This is a genomic window from Streptomyces sp. MNU76 (assembly GCF_020982545.1).
Lineage (GTDB): Bacteria > Actinomycetota > Actinomycetes > Streptomycetales > Streptomycetaceae > Streptomyces.
Genome location: NZ_JAJKLK010000027.1, coordinates 91,264 through 106,570 on the forward strand (window position 1 = coordinate 91,264; position 15,307 = coordinate 106,570).

14 protein-coding genes and 2 pseudogenes are annotated in these 15,307 nt (G+C 71.1%); 10 read left to right on the forward strand and 6 right to left on the reverse strand.

Annotated features, from left to right (window positions below; translation table 11 throughout):
- Nucleotides 1-190 precede the first annotated feature (190 nt).
- Nucleotides 191-1,285 carry a protein kinase family protein gene (locus E4N62_RS42155; RefSeq protein ID WP_230223375.1) on the reverse strand — a complete coding sequence of 365 codons (1,095 nt, stop codon included), beginning with the start codon at nt 1,283-1,285 and terminating at the stop codon, nt 191-193.
- 2 nt (nt 1,286-1,287) lie between these two features.
- Nucleotides 1,288-1,971 carry a hypothetical protein gene (locus E4N62_RS42160; protein ID WP_230223377.1) on the reverse strand — a complete coding sequence of 228 codons (684 nt, stop codon included), beginning with the start codon at nt 1,969-1,971 and terminating at the stop codon, nt 1,288-1,290.
- 184 nt (nt 1,972-2,155) lie between these two features.
- Here E4N62_RS42160 and E4N62_RS42165 point away from each other — a divergent pair.
- A pseudogene (locus E4N62_RS42165) lies at nt 2,156-2,718 on the forward strand (snapalysin family zinc-dependent metalloprotease).
- A 275-nt stretch (nt 2,719-2,993) separates the two neighbouring features.
- On the forward strand, nt 2,994-3,428 hold the full coding sequence (locus tag E4N62_RS42170; protein ID WP_230223379.1) for a cupin domain-containing protein: 435 nt from the start codon (nt 2,994-2,996) through the stop codon (nt 3,426-3,428).
- A 6-nt stretch (nt 3,429-3,434) separates the two neighbouring features.
- On the opposite strand, the gene E4N62_RS42175 is transcribed toward E4N62_RS42170, so the two are convergent.
- Nucleotides 3,435-4,229 (reverse strand): methyltransferase domain-containing protein, encoded by a 795-nt coding sequence (locus E4N62_RS42175; RefSeq protein WP_230223381.1) that lies wholly within the window; start codon nt 4,227-4,229, stop codon nt 3,435-3,437.
- A 188-nt stretch (nt 4,230-4,417) separates the two neighbouring features.
- Here E4N62_RS42175 and E4N62_RS42180 point away from each other — a divergent pair, with 188 nt between their 5' ends.
- The gene (locus tag E4N62_RS42180) at nt 4,418-5,302 is read left to right on the forward strand and encodes an LLM class flavin-dependent oxidoreductase (RefSeq protein ID WP_230223383.1); all 885 of its coding nucleotides are present in this window, start codon (nt 4,418-4,420) and stop codon (nt 5,300-5,302) included.
- A 70-nt stretch (nt 5,303-5,372) separates the two neighbouring features.
- Nucleotides 5,373-6,323 carry an LLM class F420-dependent oxidoreductase gene (locus E4N62_RS42185; protein WP_230223385.1) on the forward strand — a complete coding sequence of 317 codons (951 nt, stop codon included), beginning with the start codon at nt 5,373-5,375 and terminating at the stop codon, nt 6,321-6,323.
- Between the two features lie 50 nt (nt 6,324-6,373).
- Here the strand turns inward: E4N62_RS42185 and E4N62_RS42190 are convergent, their stop codons facing one another.
- Nucleotides 6,374-7,579 carry a hypothetical protein gene (locus tag E4N62_RS42190; RefSeq protein WP_230223387.1) on the reverse strand — a complete coding sequence of 402 codons (1,206 nt, stop codon included), beginning with the start codon at nt 7,577-7,579 and terminating at the stop codon, nt 6,374-6,376.
- Between the two features lie 224 nt (nt 7,580-7,803).
- Between E4N62_RS42190 and E4N62_RS42195 the strand changes: the two genes are divergently transcribed.
- Nucleotides 7,804-8,985 (forward strand): hypothetical protein, encoded by a 1,182-nt coding sequence (locus E4N62_RS42195; protein WP_230223389.1) that lies wholly within the window; start codon nt 7,804-7,806, stop codon nt 8,983-8,985.
- A gap of 33 nt (nt 8,986-9,018) precedes the next feature.
- Here E4N62_RS42195 and E4N62_RS42200 read toward each other — a convergent pair whose 3' ends face one another.
- A complete protein-coding gene (locus tag E4N62_RS42200) occupies nt 9,019-9,399 on the reverse strand; it encodes a hypothetical protein (protein WP_230223391.1) in 381 nt (126 codons plus the stop codon).
- Here E4N62_RS42200 and E4N62_RS42205 point away from each other — a divergent pair.
- Entirely contained in the window at nt 9,353-10,204 is an 852-nt protein-coding gene (locus tag E4N62_RS42205) for a sigma factor-like helix-turn-helix DNA-binding protein (RefSeq protein ID WP_374117215.1), read from the forward strand. The genes E4N62_RS42200 and E4N62_RS42205 overlap by 47 nt on opposite strands.
- Nucleotides 10,205-10,322: 118 nt before the next feature.
- A pseudogene (locus E4N62_RS42210) lies at nt 10,323-11,601 on the forward strand (IS701 family transposase).
- A gap of 131 nt (nt 11,602-11,732) precedes the next feature.
- Here E4N62_RS42210 and E4N62_RS42215 read toward each other — a convergent pair.
- On the reverse strand, nt 11,733-12,167 hold the full coding sequence (locus tag E4N62_RS42215; protein ID WP_184903024.1) for a VOC family protein: 435 nt from the start codon (nt 12,165-12,167) through the stop codon (nt 11,733-11,735).
- 73 nt (nt 12,168-12,240) lie between these two features.
- On the opposite strand from E4N62_RS42215, the gene E4N62_RS42220 reads away from it, so the two are divergent.
- The 3 genes from E4N62_RS42220 (at nt 12,241) to E4N62_RS42230 (ending at nt 14,901) form a co-directional block, all read left to right on the forward strand.
- Complete coding sequence (locus E4N62_RS42220; RefSeq protein ID WP_230223395.1) at nt 12,241-12,702, forward strand: pyridoxamine 5'-phosphate oxidase family protein; 462 nt, start codon at nt 12,241-12,243, stop codon at nt 12,700-12,702.
- Between the two features lie 103 nt (nt 12,703-12,805).
- Nucleotides 12,806-13,645, forward strand: a complete 840-nt coding sequence (locus tag E4N62_RS42225) for an endonuclease/exonuclease/phosphatase family protein (protein ID WP_230223397.1) — start codon at nt 12,806-12,808, stop codon at nt 13,643-13,645.
- A gap of 77 nt (nt 13,646-13,722) precedes the next feature.
- Entirely contained in the window at nt 13,723-14,901 is a 1,179-nt protein-coding gene (locus E4N62_RS42230; protein ID WP_230223399.1) for an IS701 family transposase, read from the forward strand.
- Nucleotides 14,902-15,307: the final 406 nt, after the last annotated feature.

Consider the following 15,307-nt stretch of genomic DNA (forward strand, 5'->3'; position numbering starts at 1 on the left):
CCCGGGCGACCTGGACCCCAACTTCAGCGGCAACGGCAACGGCACCCTAACGCGGGGCCCGGCACGGACAACCTGATCGGCAACTTCGGCACCGACAACCTCAACACGGTCGACCAGGTATCCGGCAACGACACCGCCAACGGCGGTCCCCACACGGACACCTGCACCACGGACGCGGGCGACACCCGCCTCAGCTGCCCCTGACCCGCCCAACCGACCCCGGGCCCCGCGCGTCGCCGTGCGGGGCCCGGCTCAGTTCCTCCAGCGGATACGGGGTGGTCCTGCTCTGGTGGCGGAAGCGGTGGTGGAAGTCGCCCATCACCACGGCGACCGGCGCGTGACGACGGAGGACCGCCGCGATCGCCGGGGGCATGCCCGTCGGGAACTCGCCCCGGGCACAGGCGCGCACGAACTCCTGACGTTCCTCCGGGGCGCACCCGTACAGGGCGACGACCAGCCAGTTCACCAGATGGGTGACGGTGTAGTGCCGGTCGTAGGTGCGGTGCGCGTCGTAGAAGTCCGCCTCGGCCCGGGTGAGTTCGAAGCTCGACGCGAGGGAGAGGCCGTAGTCGGCGAAGTAGAGCCGTCGGCCGTCGGTGAGGATGTTCTGGAAGTGCGCGTCGAAGTGCAGGAGCCCGTGGTCGTTCATGAACGACACGCCCGCTTCCAGCTCCCCCTCCACCATGGCGCAGGCCCGCTCGGCAGCCTCGTCGCCGGCCCCGATGCGAACGCCCAGCCATTCGTGCAGGTTGTGCGGGATGTACTCCAGGAACAGCGTGAGGCTCGCCGAGGAGTGCCGCAGTTCCTCGATCCGGCGTCGTATGCCCGGACCGCCTCCCCAGTAGGCCACGGCCCGTTCCACGTCCGCCAGTTCCTCGGGGAGCGGCCGACCGGCGTCGGGGAGGACGCGCCAGTGATGCATCAGGGGGAAGCCTTCGTGGTCTCCCGCGATCACCCAGTTCGTGGTCATGGTGTGTACGGCCAGCTCGCGCCAGGCCCCGAACCCCGGTCCGCCGACGCTGCCGACACCGTACTGGCAGTGGACCGGCAGCCCGAAGAGGTTCGCCGTGGACCGGGCGTGCTCCGGGCGCCGTTCCAGATCGGTCAGGCGCACCTGCTTGACGAAGACGGGTGTCGCGCCGACATGCAGCAGTACCGACGTTCCTCCGATACCGGAGCCCAGCGGGGTTGCGGCGTCGACCAGCTCCCGCAGTTCGCGGTCGCCGCACCGCGCCAGCGACGCGGCGACGGCGCCGTGCGCGGCCAACCGGGCTTCACGGGACATGTCTACGTCCGGTCCAGTCCCGCCAGACGCAGGGCTCTGGTCATCGCGGGCCGGTCCAGCTCGCGCCAGTCGGGTTCGTCGACGAGCGACATCAGCAGGTCCGGCGTCAGCCGGTAGTTCTCGGCGTGCTCCAACAGTGTCTCGGCGTCCTGCGTGGGCATGGCGCCGTGGTCCTCGTCGGCGATCGTCCTGAGCACGTCCTTCCGGTCGACGAAGCGGCTCATGCCGCAGTCGAGCCCGTCGTCGCCGAGACTCGCCGGATAGGGGGCGCGGGCCCAGCCGCCGTTCTCGAACCAGTAGACACAGCCCAGTTGATGACCCGACAGCGGATCCCGTAGGTGCTCGTGGGGGAGCCAGTCGGGTGCGCCGACGAACATGTCGACCGGCGGCTCGTGCCACTTGACCCCGCTCGACTCGTCCTCGCCGTAGAGCACGTACCGGCCCTCACCGCGCGGCTCGAAGCCCCACCACGTACAGCCGCAGTCATCCAGATGGAGTCCCTCCTCGTCCACCCAGGTCCCCGTGCGGTGGATCCCAGCTCCCTCGTCCGCGGTGGTCGCCTCCAGCACGGCGATCAGGGCCCACCGCGCCCACAGCGCCTCCGCCGACGGCAGATCCTCGCCCAGCCCCGGCCGGTTGATGGCCATGTCCTGTCCTCCGGCCTCGACACCGATCGATCCATCCATGATCGGAGCAAGGCTCTCACGGACCGGGCGACCCCGGTGCACCGCCCGCCCCTCCCGTCCGCCTGACACGCCACGCGACAACTCCACGCGTGGGCGGCCGGATTGACGGATTCATCGCCACCCCGGGCGGGCAGCTCCATTGATGTCATGAGCACGACTAACTTTCCCCACAAGGAGGTCGATCATGCACATCCGTACGCTGACCGGCGGCCTGACAGCAGCCCTGTTGGTGTCCCTGTCCCTCGTCGGCGGCCCAGCGGTCGCCGCCGCCCCCGACGCGGCCCCCGCCCCTCGGCCGCCCGGGTCCTCACCTACGACGCGAGTGGCTCCGCGGAGTTCAGGAGCGCCGTCGACCGGGGCGCCGCGATCTGGAACGAGAGCGTCGACGCCGTCGAGCTGAGGCCGGCCGCGGCCGGCCAACGCGCCAACATCCGGGTCCTCGCGGACAACGGCTGGCCGCGCGCCCTGCCCACGACCCTCGGCAACGGCACCGTCTACATCGGACGCCAGGCCGTCGACCAGGGCTACGACACGATCCGGATCTCCGCCCACGAACTCGGCCACATCCTGGGCCTGCCCGACCGCAAGCCGGGACCGTGCTCCAGCCTGATGTCCGGCTCCACCGCGGGCACCGCGTGCAAGAACCCGTATCCGAACGCGGCGGAGAAGGCTGAGGTCGAGGGCGACTTCGGCGGCCTGCTCGTCGGACGGACCCCGCAGGCGCTCCCCGACGTGATCGTGGACTGACGCGCCCACTCGCCGCCCGGCCGTGTCCGCTCGGCCGAGTCCGCCCGGCCGGACGGCGAGTTGCTCACCGCTCGGCGTCAGTCGGCCCGGCGACCCCGCATGGCCGACGCCCGTCGACGAGAACGCGTCGACTTTCGCCAGGACGTGTGCGGATTCACCGGAGGCGGGCCCAACAGCCCCTGAAACGGCCTATGTTCACGGCGACGACCATGTCCTCACTGTCTTCACCGCCTTCATTGCCCTCACCGTGCTCACTCGCCTTGCAGGAGGCCCGCATGCGCCGCACGTTCCGTACCGCCGTCGCCGGGGCGGTGACGGCCGCCGCCCTCGTATGGGGCGGCACCGCGCATGCCACGCCGGCGGGACCGGGTGTCAGCGGCCGGGTCCTCAGCCGGACCACCGTGAACGGCACCGACTACGTCCTGCGGGAGGTCACGATCCCGCCCGGCCAGGCCACCGGCTGGCACTACCACGACGGACCGCTGTACGGCGTCGTCAAGCAGGGCACCCTCAGCCACTACGACTCCACCTGCGAGACCGACGGCGTCTACCGCACCGGCGACCGTATCCAGGAACCGGCAGGTCCCGACTACGTCCACATCGGCCGCAACCTGGGAGACACCCCGCTCGTCCTGGTCGTCCTGTACGTCCTGCCCCATGGCTCCCCGTTCTCCGAGGACGCCCCCAACCCGGGCTGCTCCTTCGAGTGACCCGCCTCAGGCGCGGCGGCCGAGCGCGACATAGGTGTTGCCGAAGAACCGCAGGCCGCTCAGGTCCTGCCCGATGTCGGCGAACGCGTCGTCCCAGCGGGCGATGTCGTCCGCAGTGACCAGCCCCTCGGAGAGCAGGGCGTCACGTGCCGCCCAGGCGGGACCGTGCATACCGGGCGGAGGAGTCATGACATTGATGTGGCCCTCGTAGGCGATGACGTCGAGGCCGGCCGAGGCGAGGAGTTCGTCCAGCCGCGTCCCGACCGCGAGGTCGTTGCCCCGCCGCCGGTGCAGTTCGCGGTAGCGCTCGTGCATCTCGTCGTACGCGGCGGGCGCGCCCCGCAGCCGGAAACCGGTCGCGTCGACGTCGACGAGGTACACCACGCCGCCGTCGGGCCTGGCCAGCTCGGCGAGATGGTCCACGATCGCCTGCTCCCGGCCGCCGTTGTGGGCCAGCACATGACGGAGCATCACCACGTCGAAGGTGCCCTCGGCCAGGCCGGTGGCGTCGGCGGATCCGGTGCCGGTGTGCACGCGGACGCCCGTGCGCTCGGCGAGCGCGCAGGCGACGGCCAGCGCGTCGGCGTCGCGGTCCACCGCCCACACGCCCCCCTCGGGCCCGACGATGTCCGCCAACCGCACGGACAGCGCACCCGGCCCGCATCCCACGTCCGCGATCCGTGCCCCGGGCGCCACCCCGGCGGCCGCCCACAACTCGCGTTCGCGCCGCTCGGCGAGGTCGGCCATGAGCCGGTAGCGCGCGATCTCCGAGTCGTCGAGGGTCAGTGAGTAGTCGGCCACTGCGGTTCCTCCCAGGTTCGTCGGTGGCTCATTGTGTGCGGTGGGACGCCTCCGCGGACCCAGTAGGACGCACACGGCGTTTCGCCGGTTGTGGGTGTGGGTGTGGGTTGTCGGTTGCCGTCCACGGTCCGGGCGCGGGGCGGATACGCCGTTGATCCGCTCGCCTGACGCCACGTAGGTTCGCCCGTATGACGAACGTACGGATCGGTGTGATGTACGACCGCGACTGGGCCCCTGAAGGATTGCCGGAGTTCGCGCGGCGGGCCGAGGCGCTCGGGGTGGACGACCTGTGGGTGGTGGAGGACCTCGGCTGGAACGGCGGCGTCACGGCGGCCGCCGTGGCCCTGGGCGCGACACAGCGTCTGCGGGTGGGCATCGGCATCACTCCGGCCCCGCTGCGCAGCCCGGCGCTGCTGGCGATGGAACTGGCCACGCTGGCCCGGGTGTTCCCCGGTCGGCTGGTGGCCGGCATCGGGCACGGCGTACGGGAATGGATGGCCCAGGTCGGTGTCGCGCCCCGCTCCCCGCTGGCGCTCCTGGAGGAGACGATCACCTCCGTGCGCGCGCTGCTGCGCGGTGAGCGAGTAGCACTGGCGGGGCGTGAAGTACAGCTGGACGGAGTCGAGTTGGTGCACGCACCGACCGAGGTCCCGCCGGTCGTCGCGGGCGTGGTGCGTCCCCGTTCCCTCGAACTGTCCGGCCGCGTCGCCGACGGCACACTGATCGCCGAGGGCCACGGGCCGCGCGACCTGGAGCACACCCGCGAGCTCGTCGCCAAGGGGGGCGCGACAGCCGACCACACACTCACCGTCTTCGCCTTCGCGTGCGTCGGTGACGACCCCGGCGAGGTCGCCCGTACCCTCCACCCCCACACCGAGGGGCACGGCGCCTGGCTGGGCCGTCCCCAGGAGGAGGTCTTCACTGTCTCCGGCGACGCCGCCGGGGCCTCCGGCGCCGCCCGGGCGCTCGCGGATGCCGGCGCCGACACGGTCGTCCTGCGCTTCGTGGGCGAGGACCCGCTGCGGCAGCTGGGGGCCGTGCTCGAAGCGTGGCGCGCGGCACCCACCACCTGACCTTCCTGTCGGCTGTTTCTGATCCGCTCAGGCGGGGACCCGGCCGATTATGGTGTAAATCGGCTACACGATGATGACCGAGCAGGCAGGCCCCCGTGACCTCGTCGACCACGTGGTGCGGGCGGAGGCCGCGGGGTTCGACTTCTCGGTGACCTCCGACCACTACTTCCCGTGGCTGCGCTCCCAGGGTCACTCACCGTACGCGTGGAGTGTCCTCGGCGCGGCCGCCCAGGCCACGTCACGCATACCGCTGATGACCTATGTGACCTGTCCCTCGTTCCGCTACCACCCGACGGTGGTGGCTCAGAAGGCGGCGACGATGCAGTTGCTGTCCGAGGGGCGGTTCCGGTTGGGGCTCGGCTCCGGGGAGAACCTCAACGAACATGTGGTGGGCGGCGGTTGGCCGTCCGTGAACGTCCGGCACGAGATGCTCGAAGAGGCGGTGGAGATCATCCGGGCGCTCTTCGGTGGCGGCCATGTGAACCACCACGGCACGCACTACGACGTGGAGTCCGCCCGCCTCTGGGACCTGCCGGACGACCCGCCGCCCCTCGGCATCGCCGTCTCCGGCGAGCAGTCGTGCTCCCTCGCGGGCAGGCTCGGCGACCTGGTCATCGCCACGGAGCCCGAGGCCGGGCTGCTTCAGGCGTTCGACCGGCACGGCGGCACGGGCAAGCCGCGCGTGGGTCAGCTTCCCGTCTGCTACGACCCCGACCGCGACACGGCCGTACGGCGCGCGCACGAGCAGTTCCGCTGGTTCGGCGGCGGCTGGAAGGTCAACTCGGAACTGCCGCACCCGGATTCCTTCGATGCGGCCACGCAGTACGTCACGCCCGACGACGTCGCCGCGTCCATCCCGTGCGGCGACGACCCCGACGCGTTCGTCGAGGCCGTACGCCCGTACGCCGAGGCCGGGTTCACCGAGATCGCCCTCGTCCAGATCGGCGGCGAGTCCCAGCCCGCGTACCTGGACTGGTCGGAGAAGACCCTGCTGCCCGCCCTGCGCGAAGCCTTCGCCTGACACCCGTCACCGGGGCCTCGCCCCGAGACCCGAGACCGTAGACCCGGGGGCTACGCCCCGTCGCTGCCCCGCCGCTCCGCGCCCGGTTCCGAGCCGAGTTCCGTGCCGGTGGACGGGCCGGTGGACGGGGCGCCTTCCGCGGATTCCTCTCCGTGATCGGTGGCGGCGGGACGCGAGGAGGCCTTGGGGCCGCCCTTGAAGCGCTCCAGCGTGCGCGCCAGCTGTTGGAACGGGGACACCGCCGGCTTCCCGGACGGCGGCTGCGCGGCGGGGGCGGCCTCGGCGGACTCACGGTAGGCGGCGAGCGCCTCATGGGCGCGCTCGGTCGCCTCCCGGTACAGGTCCCGGGAAGCGGTCATGGCCTCCAGCGCCTCCGCGTACATCGCCACCCGCTTCCGCTCCCGCGCGAGTTCCTCCTCGAGAGTGAGCAGGTGCCAGTCGTCCCGCAGCGCCGTGAGGGCCTCGCCGGCGCCGTCGGGCAGCGGGCGCGACAGCGCGGCGAACCGCGTGACCGCCGCGACGAGGTCGACCGGCTCCGAACCGTCCAGGAACACCGTGCGTACGGTGAAGTCCTCGGCGTCGTAGCCGGAGGGGGCCGGAGTGCCGGGCAGCACCACGGCACCGCCGCGCGGTACCTCGGCGTCGAACTCACGCAGCGCCCAGTTCACGACCCGTACCTGGTGCGGGGCGGCACGGTGCTCGACCACGCGGTGGCGCAGACTCGGCGACAGCCAGCGCGCCAGGGGCAACTGCCCGCGCTCGTCCGTGGTCATCGCCTCATGGACGACGACGTGCACGCACCACCCTCCGCGCCCCGCGTCCCGGAGCACGCGCCGTACGTCCTTGTCGTCCTCGGGGAGGGCGTTGATCCTGCTCAGCGACAGGCCGGTGACGGCGTCGTGGTCCCAGTCGCCGTACTCCGGCCAGAACCGGGTGACGGGGGAGGGCCACGCCGGATCCCACGGCTGTTCCGCCTCCGCGAGGAGAGTCCATTCCCGGCCGCCGCCCTGGTCGGGCGCGAGGGCGAGCCGGGCACGCACGGTCACGTCGTCGGCGACCCGCCAACGGGCCTCGAAGACCCGCTCCGGGGACTCGCCCCCGGGGTCGGGTACTTCGAGGAAGTCGTCGATGACCTGACTGTCCTTGAGCTGCCGCAGAGTACGACGGAGGACGTCCTCCGCGTCGGGTCCGATGTGGCGGCCGCGAGCCGGCCACACCGTCGGGGGAGTGGGACGAGCTGTGGGGGAGGTCGGCATAGTTCCATCGGGAAGCAGGGGCACGTGCGTCCACCAGTATCCCCGCCGCACCCACCCGCAGCTCACGCGGGGGTCCCGCCGCGTCCTCAACCCGCCGAAGCTCCGCCGTCCCGGGGCGCCGGGGCGTCAGGGCGGCGCCTCTGTAGCGCCGCTCACGGAAAACACGTTGGTCTGTCGTCGCTGTACTGCGACGATGCCATTCTGAATTTTCCAGCGGAGGACGGTTGTTCGTTTTTGAGTGTGTGGGGTGCGGTGCCGCGCTGACCGTCCCACTGTCCCGGGTCACCCTGCCGGTTCACGCCCATCAGAAGTACGGGAACGGGATTCAGTTGCCGGTGCTCATGGAGTCGGGGACCTTCGCCGTGGAGGCGGAGCCCAGCGGCCCACCGTGGCGGTTGTGGGAGGAGGTCGACCCGGAGGAGGCGGCGGCCCGGGGCATCCACGCGCCGGTCCCCGCCCTCTCCGACGGCCCGCCCGGCGCGGTCGTCATCGCCCCCGGAGACGCCCGCGGCACCCTGCTGATCCCAGAGAAGGCCGGCGGCTACTGCTGCGGGCTGGACGGGGCCGACGGCCCCAACATGGCCTGCGAGGCGTGCGGTCTGCCCGTGGCGAGCCGGATCGACGACTGCTCGCTCTGGCAGGCGGTGTGGCTCTCCCCGAACGCCGTGCGCCGCCGCCGCGTGGGCGACAGCCCGCCGCTGTCCTGGCCGGAGCTGATGGAGACGGCGCAGATCACGCGGCCGTTCGAGCTGATCGCCGCATGGGGTTCGATCTCGGGCACGTACCACTGGTGGTCGTGGAGCCCGGAGTGGGAGGCGGCGGCCGGCAGGGCGCTCGCACACCTGCTGGCGGCCTCGGAGGGCCGGCCGGTGACCGTCCCGGACGGCCTGACGGCGGAGGTCTTCCGACGCGCCCTCGACGCGTTCCTGCCGGCCGGCCCGATGCGGCCGCCCGCCGACCCGCCGACGCTACGAGTCGTCCTCGCAGGGCCGGAGTGCCCCGCCCCCGACTCCGGCGCCGACTTCCTCCTCGTACCGGTCCATCCGCAGACGGGGGAGCTGTGGACACGCCCCGGCGGCCGGTCCGGCGCGGCCACGGTGGCACCCACCCAGTCATCCACGCAGGCACCCACCCCGGTGACCCCGGCCGCCCGCCCGGTGCCGCTGCCGTTCGGGGTGTGGCGGTGGCTGGTCTTCCCTGAACCATCGCCGCCCCTCCTCATATCGGGCGGAAAGCACGCCGACATCCTCCGCGAGGATCCGCCCGTACCGCGTCCCGGCCGGCCGTTTCGGATGGACCCGGGCGCCTTTCGGCACACCCTGGCCCGGTTGCCGGCCGCCCGCAGCCCGTGGCTCCGCGAGATCCTGGCCGACCTGGTACGCCACATGCAGGCCGGCATCTTCTAGCCGGTCGGCGGAGGCAGGGGTGGCATCCGGGTCTCAGCGCCGCGCCAGTGCCAGCACGCTCAGGCCGAACATCAGGACTCCCAGGGGCAGATGGACCGCCGGGACATGGGCGATGCCGACCACAACCTGCACCGAGGCGAGGGCGAGGAAGCCGGTCGCGTGCAGGACGGGCCGGGGCGAGCCGCCGCCCGGCTTCGACGCCAGCACCGCCGCGAGCACGTACAGCATCGACGCCCCGTACATCACCCGCGCGCCGACACTGTGCAGCGTCGCGCCGTACGTCGAGGTCAGCAGCAGTCCGGCGGAGATCGCCTGGAGGAAGATCGTCAGGGTCTGCAGCGCGATCGCGGTCCGCAGGAATGAGGAAGTGCGCTGGGTGTCCGCCGTCGGCGTCGTCGTCACCTGGGTGGCCAAGGAGATCGAGTCACCCGGCGCGTGGCTGACGACCGTCACCGGCCGTATCTGCCTGGACCTGCTGCGCTCGGCGCGAGCCCGCCGTGAGCGCTACGTCGGCGTGTGGTTGCCCGATCCGCTGCCGGACCGCACCGAGTGGGAGCACGCGGCCCGTGGCGTCCACGCCGCAGGCCCTGCCGACCCCGTCGGCCCCGCGCGTCCCGCTGATCCTGCCGACCAGATCGTGCTGGACGAATCGGTGGGCATGGCCTTGCTCGTCGTCCTGGAGTCCATGACGCCGGCCGAGCGGGTGGCGTTCGTGCTGCACGACGTCTTCCGGTATCCGTTCGCCGAGATCGCCGACGTTCTCGGGCGGAGCTCCGGGGCCTGCAAGCAACTGGCCGCCTCCGCCCGGCGACGGGCGGGCGCCGCACGTGCTCCGGAGCCGACGGCCGAGCGCGCGGAGGTCGTCAGACACGTCAGGCAGGCGTGGGAGAGCAAGGACATCGCCGCCCTCGTCGGCCTCCTCGACCCGGGCGCCGTGATGACCGCCGACGGCGGCGGCGTGGTCGGCGCCGTGCTGCACCCCGTCGAGGGCGGCGCACGGATCGCCCAGTACATGGTCGCCATCGCCGACAGGGCGCCCGGACTCGAACTCCTGGAGCGGTCGGTCAACGGTGCGCCGGGCCCGGTGGCCCGGCGCGACGGCGTCGTCATGACCGTGGCCGCGTTCGACGTCACCGACGGCCACGTCACCCGCGTCTGGGCGATCCGAAACCCCGAGAAGCTGCGCCCGTGGGCGTCAACGCGGAGCGTTGGCAACTGACGACAACGCCGCAGATGTGCGTACCAAGCCCCGCGGCCCAGGCGTGATCCAAACGACAGGCCCTAGTAGGGCTCCGTTACGTCTGTCTGTCGGTCCTGTTTGGGGGAACGCTGAAGGTGTGGACGCACATGAAGTGAACCGGGCTCGGGCGACGTTGGCGTTATTCGTGGCTGACGTGTTCGCGTCGGTGCCGCGTAAGGATCAGCGGGCGAAGGGCGACTGCTACCTGCGGGGACTGATGCTGGACGGACGGCGGAAGTCGATCCAGCCGATGGCGGAACGGCTGCCCGACGGCAACGAGCAGAACCTGCAGCAGTTCGTGAACCAGTCGACGTGGGATCCGGTGCCGGTGCGGCGGCGGATCGCCCAGCGGATGGTGCCGAGAATCGGCCCGGAGGCGTGGGCGGTCGATGACGTGTCGTTCCCCAAGGACGGGAAGATGTCGGTGGCGGTCGCGCGCCAGTACTGCGGGGGCGCTGGGCAAGCGGGCCAACTGCCAGGTCGCGGTGAGTGTGCACGCGGTCTCCGACACCGCGTCCTGTCCGCTGCAGTGGCGGCTGTTCGTGCCCGAGGAGTGGGCGGACGATGCGGTGCGGCGGCAGAAGACCGGGATACCGCAGGAGGTCGGGCACCGGGAGAAGTGGCGTCTGGCCCTGGACATCCTCGACGAGCTGGCCGGGTGGGGTCTGGTGCCGCCGGTGGTGGTGGCCGACGCCGGCTACGGGCAGAACGCCGACTTCCGCGACGGTCTGAGCGAGCGGGGCATCGGCTATGTCGTGGCGGTCCGTTCGGACGTGACGGTCCACCCGCACGACGTGCGGCCCACCGCCCCGGCCTGGTCCGGGAACGGTCGCAGGCCGCAGCCCCGCTACCGGGACAAGCCGTCCTCGGTGGCAGCGCTGGCTCAGGAGCACGGACGGCAGGCGTTCACCGAGGTGACCTGGCGTGAAGGCTCCCGCGGGCCGATGCACTCACGCTTTCTGGCGCTGCGGGTGCGGCCGGCCGGGGTGAGGGCCCGCCGTCTGGCCCAAGCCGCCGCCACTGCCGAGCACGGCCACTGGGACGGTGTCCTGCCCGAGGTGACGCTGCTGGTCGAATGGCCCCAGGACGCCGAAGCACCCACCGACTACTGGCTGTCCAACCTGCCCGCCGACACACCGATCACCGAACTGGTCCGCCTGTCCAAGATCCGCTGGCGCATCGAGCACGATTACCGGGAACTCAAGCACGGCCTCGGCCTGGACCACTTCGAGGGCCGCTCCTGGAACGGCTGGCACCACCACGTCACCCTGGTCACCGCCGCCCACGCCTTCCTCACCGAACAGCGCCTGTCCCCAAAAGCCGATACAGCGGACTCACCCTCTACCAGATCCTCGACGCCATCCAGGACCTGCTGAACTGCTGGACCGGCACCTGCACCACCTGCCACCGCCCGCTGCCCAGAACATCCACCACCAGCCAGAACCCAAGAGCCAGAGCAACCTAACGGAGCCCTACTAGGGGCGCCGCTCGACCGGACCCGCCAAGCTCAGTCGAGGCAGAACTCGTTGCCCTCGATGTCCTGCATCAACAGGCACGACTCGTTGTACTCGTCGGCGCGCAGCAGGTGTACACGTACCGCGCCGAGCGCGACCAGCCGTGCGCACTCGGCCTCGAGCGCGGCCACCCGCTCGTCCCCCACGAGCCCGGTGCCCACCCGCACATCGAGGTGCACCCGGTTCTTGACGACCTTTCCCTCGGGAACGCGCTGGAAGTACATCCGGGGCCCGACCCCGGAGGGATCCATGCACACGAACCCCGCACCCTGACGCTCGGGCGGCAGGGAACGGTCGTACTCGTCCCAGGAGGTGAACCCCTCCGGCGGCGGCGGTACGACGTACCCCAGCACCTCGCACCAGAAGCGAGCGACACGCTCGGGTTCCGCACAGTCGAAGGTGACCTGGACCGTCTTGATCGATGACATCGGCGCACCATAGCAAGGGCGTCGGCCCGCCTGCCCGGGAAATATCGGCGGGCCCCGCGAAGTTGATCAGAGCATGACTCAAGGACCGGCCCCGCGCCCGCTGTCCGACGAGGCCCTCTCCGGTCTCCTCGGCACGCACCAGTTCGGCACGCTCGCCACCGTCAAGCGCGATGGCCGACCCCACCTGACCACCATGGTGTACAGCTGGGATCCCGAGGCTCGCCTCCTGCGGTTCTCGACGACCGCCGACCGGGTCAAGGTCAAGCACCTGCGGCACAACCCGCGCGCGACCCTGCACGTCCAGGGCGGCGACGTGTGGTCGTTCGCCGTGGCCGAGGGCGAGGCCGAGGTCTCGGAGGCCACCGCGGTCCCCGGTGACGCCGTGGGGCGGGAACTCCTCGGGCTCATCCCGAAGGAGGCGAAGCCCGAGGACGAGGACGCCTTCCTGGAGCAGTTGGTCGCCGAACGCCGCGTGGTCGTCCGGCTGCGGGTGGACCGGCTCTACGGAACGGCGCTCGACATCTCCGGCCAGTAGCGGCCGCTCTCCGGCCGACGGCGGTCGTGTGCCGCTCACAGGCTCGTCCCATAACCTCGTGCAGGGACAAGCAGGTTGCCACCGGAATCCACCCAGGGAGGCGATGGTGTTCGGAAAGGGAACGCGGTTGCTCACCGGCGCCGTCGCCGTGGTCTGTGTGGTGGTGCTGGGCTCCAGCTCGCCCGGCGACGACCTCTTCGCCCCGTCGCAGCCCCTCGACCCCGTCAAGGACGTCGTACCGAACCGGGTGATGACCTGGAACATGTGCAACCCCTGCAAGGAGAGCAACGTCGACCGGGCGGCGGAGATCGCCGAGTACGCGCCGCAGGTCATCGGGCTGCAGGAAGCGTGCGCGCGTGACGTCGAGCGGATCCGGGAGTACCTGGAGAGCCTGCACGGGCTGGTCTACCACGTCGAGTACGGGACCGTGCTGCGGAACTGGAACCGTTGCGGGGGAGTGCCGTGGAGCCCGGGCGGCTACGGCCAGGCGATCCTCTCGGCGGCGCCGATGACGGACCGCGTCAACGTGGAGTACCCCGACGGCGGATCCGAGGACCGGGGCTACATGGCGGTCACCACGAAGGTCGACGGCCGGTCCGTCCGGGTCTTCAACACGCACCTCGCCCAACGGCAGCAGCCGGAGGCCCGGGCGCGGCAGGTCCGCGTGCTCGCCCCGGTCGTGGCCCGGTACGACCGTGCCGTCGTCGTCGGCGACTTCAACGCGGTGCCGGACACCCCCGAGCTCGCCCCGCTGTGGAAGCTGGCCACGGACACCGATCCCGAGTGCCGTCCCGCACTGGTCGGCGACTGCGAGGTGACCACCGACTGGCAGAGTAAGTTCGACTACGTCTTCCTGCGCGGCATCACCGCGCTCCGGCACGAGGTACGGCTTTCGGAGATCTCGGACCACCACCTGTTGCACACCGACCTGGACATCGGCTGAAGCCGCCGCCCCGACACCCCCTAGTACTGCAACGGTCTTTGCCGTGACTGCTGGCCAGCTCTGTCGTTGGTGTGGTCATGGGTGGGGACCTTGCTGATGTCAGGTTGTGGGCGGGTGAACTGGGTGCTCTGCATGAGCGGTTCGTGCACCGGTTCAACCGGGAGGAGCCGCGTCAGTCGGCGCTGGCTTACATGCGTGGGCTGGTTGCGCCGCTGCAGCGCAAGAACGGCTGGACGCTGGCGGAGGAGGCAGGACACGCGGGTCCCGATCGCATCCACCGGCTGCTGAACCGGATTGAGTGGGACGCCGACGAGGTCCTGAACGACGTACGCGACTACGTGGTGGAACACCTCGGAGACAGCGATGCCGTCCTGATCGTCGACGACACCGGCTTTCTGAAGAAGGGCGTCCGTTCGGCCGGGGTGCAAAGGCAGTACTCCGGCACCGCCGGCCGCACGGAGAACTGCCAGATCGGCGTGTTCCTCGCCTACGCCACCGGCCGCGGACGCACGTTGATCGACCGCCGTCTGTATCTGCCCACGTCCTGGACGGACGACCGGGAACGCTGCCGCCGGGCGGGCATCGACGACCACGTCGCCTTCGCCACGAAGGTGGCCATGGCCAAGGCGATGGTCCGCCGGGCCATCGCCGACAAGATCCCGTTCGCCTGGGTCACGGCGGACGCCGCCTACGGCTACAGCAAGGGCTGGCGGTTCGAGCTCGAGCAAGCGGACGTCTTCCACGTCATGGCCACCACCCGGCACGACACCGTCGTCACCCGCTGGTCCATCGACCACCCCGTCCACGACCTGTTCCCCGGCCTGCCCCGGCAGAAATGGAAACGCCGTTCCTGCGGCGAGGGAGCACATGGCCGACGGATCTACGACTGGGCCCGCGTCGAAGTGAGGCCCTGGCACCGCGAGGACCGCCGGCACTGGGTCCTCGCCCGCCGCAGCGTGAGCAGGCCCGAGGAGATCTCCTACGCCTACTGTCCCGCCGACACGACGCTGGACGAGCTGATCCGCATCGCGGGCAGCCGCTGGGCGGTCGAGGAATGCTTCCAGACCGCCAAGCAGGAATGCGGCCTGGACGACTACCAGGTCCGCCGCTACCCCGGCTGGCACCGCCACATGACTCTGGCCATGGCCGCCCACGCCTGCCTGACCGTCCTGCGGGCCCGACAGCTGGACACGGACAAAGCAGAAACGGATCCTCCCAGCTCATCCACCTCAGCCTCGCCGAAATCCGACGCCTGATAACCCGCCTCACCAACCGCCGACCAGCACCGGTCGACCACATCCTGCACTGGTCCCACTGGCGCCGCCGACGCCAGCACCAAGCCCGCATCAGCCACTACAAACGACGCGGACACAGCCCTGAACTGCCCAGTACTCAGAACAAGCACCGTTGCAGTACTAGGGGTGTTTCGAAAGTCTTGTGCGGTGCCCGCGGTGTCCGGTGCGTGCTCTCGGCGTGCCGGACGATCGTACTGGACGTAGGGGTTTCGGCCGGTGCAGCAGTGCGGTGCCGGGCGCCGTGGGTGCTGTGCGGGACTTCGAAACACCCTAGGGCGTCTGCCACGCGGGCGCGAAGGCGGCGCAGCATGCGGGCGTCCTCGAGAGACCGAGCGGGCGGGCGTCGACCGTCGCACCGTGGCTGATC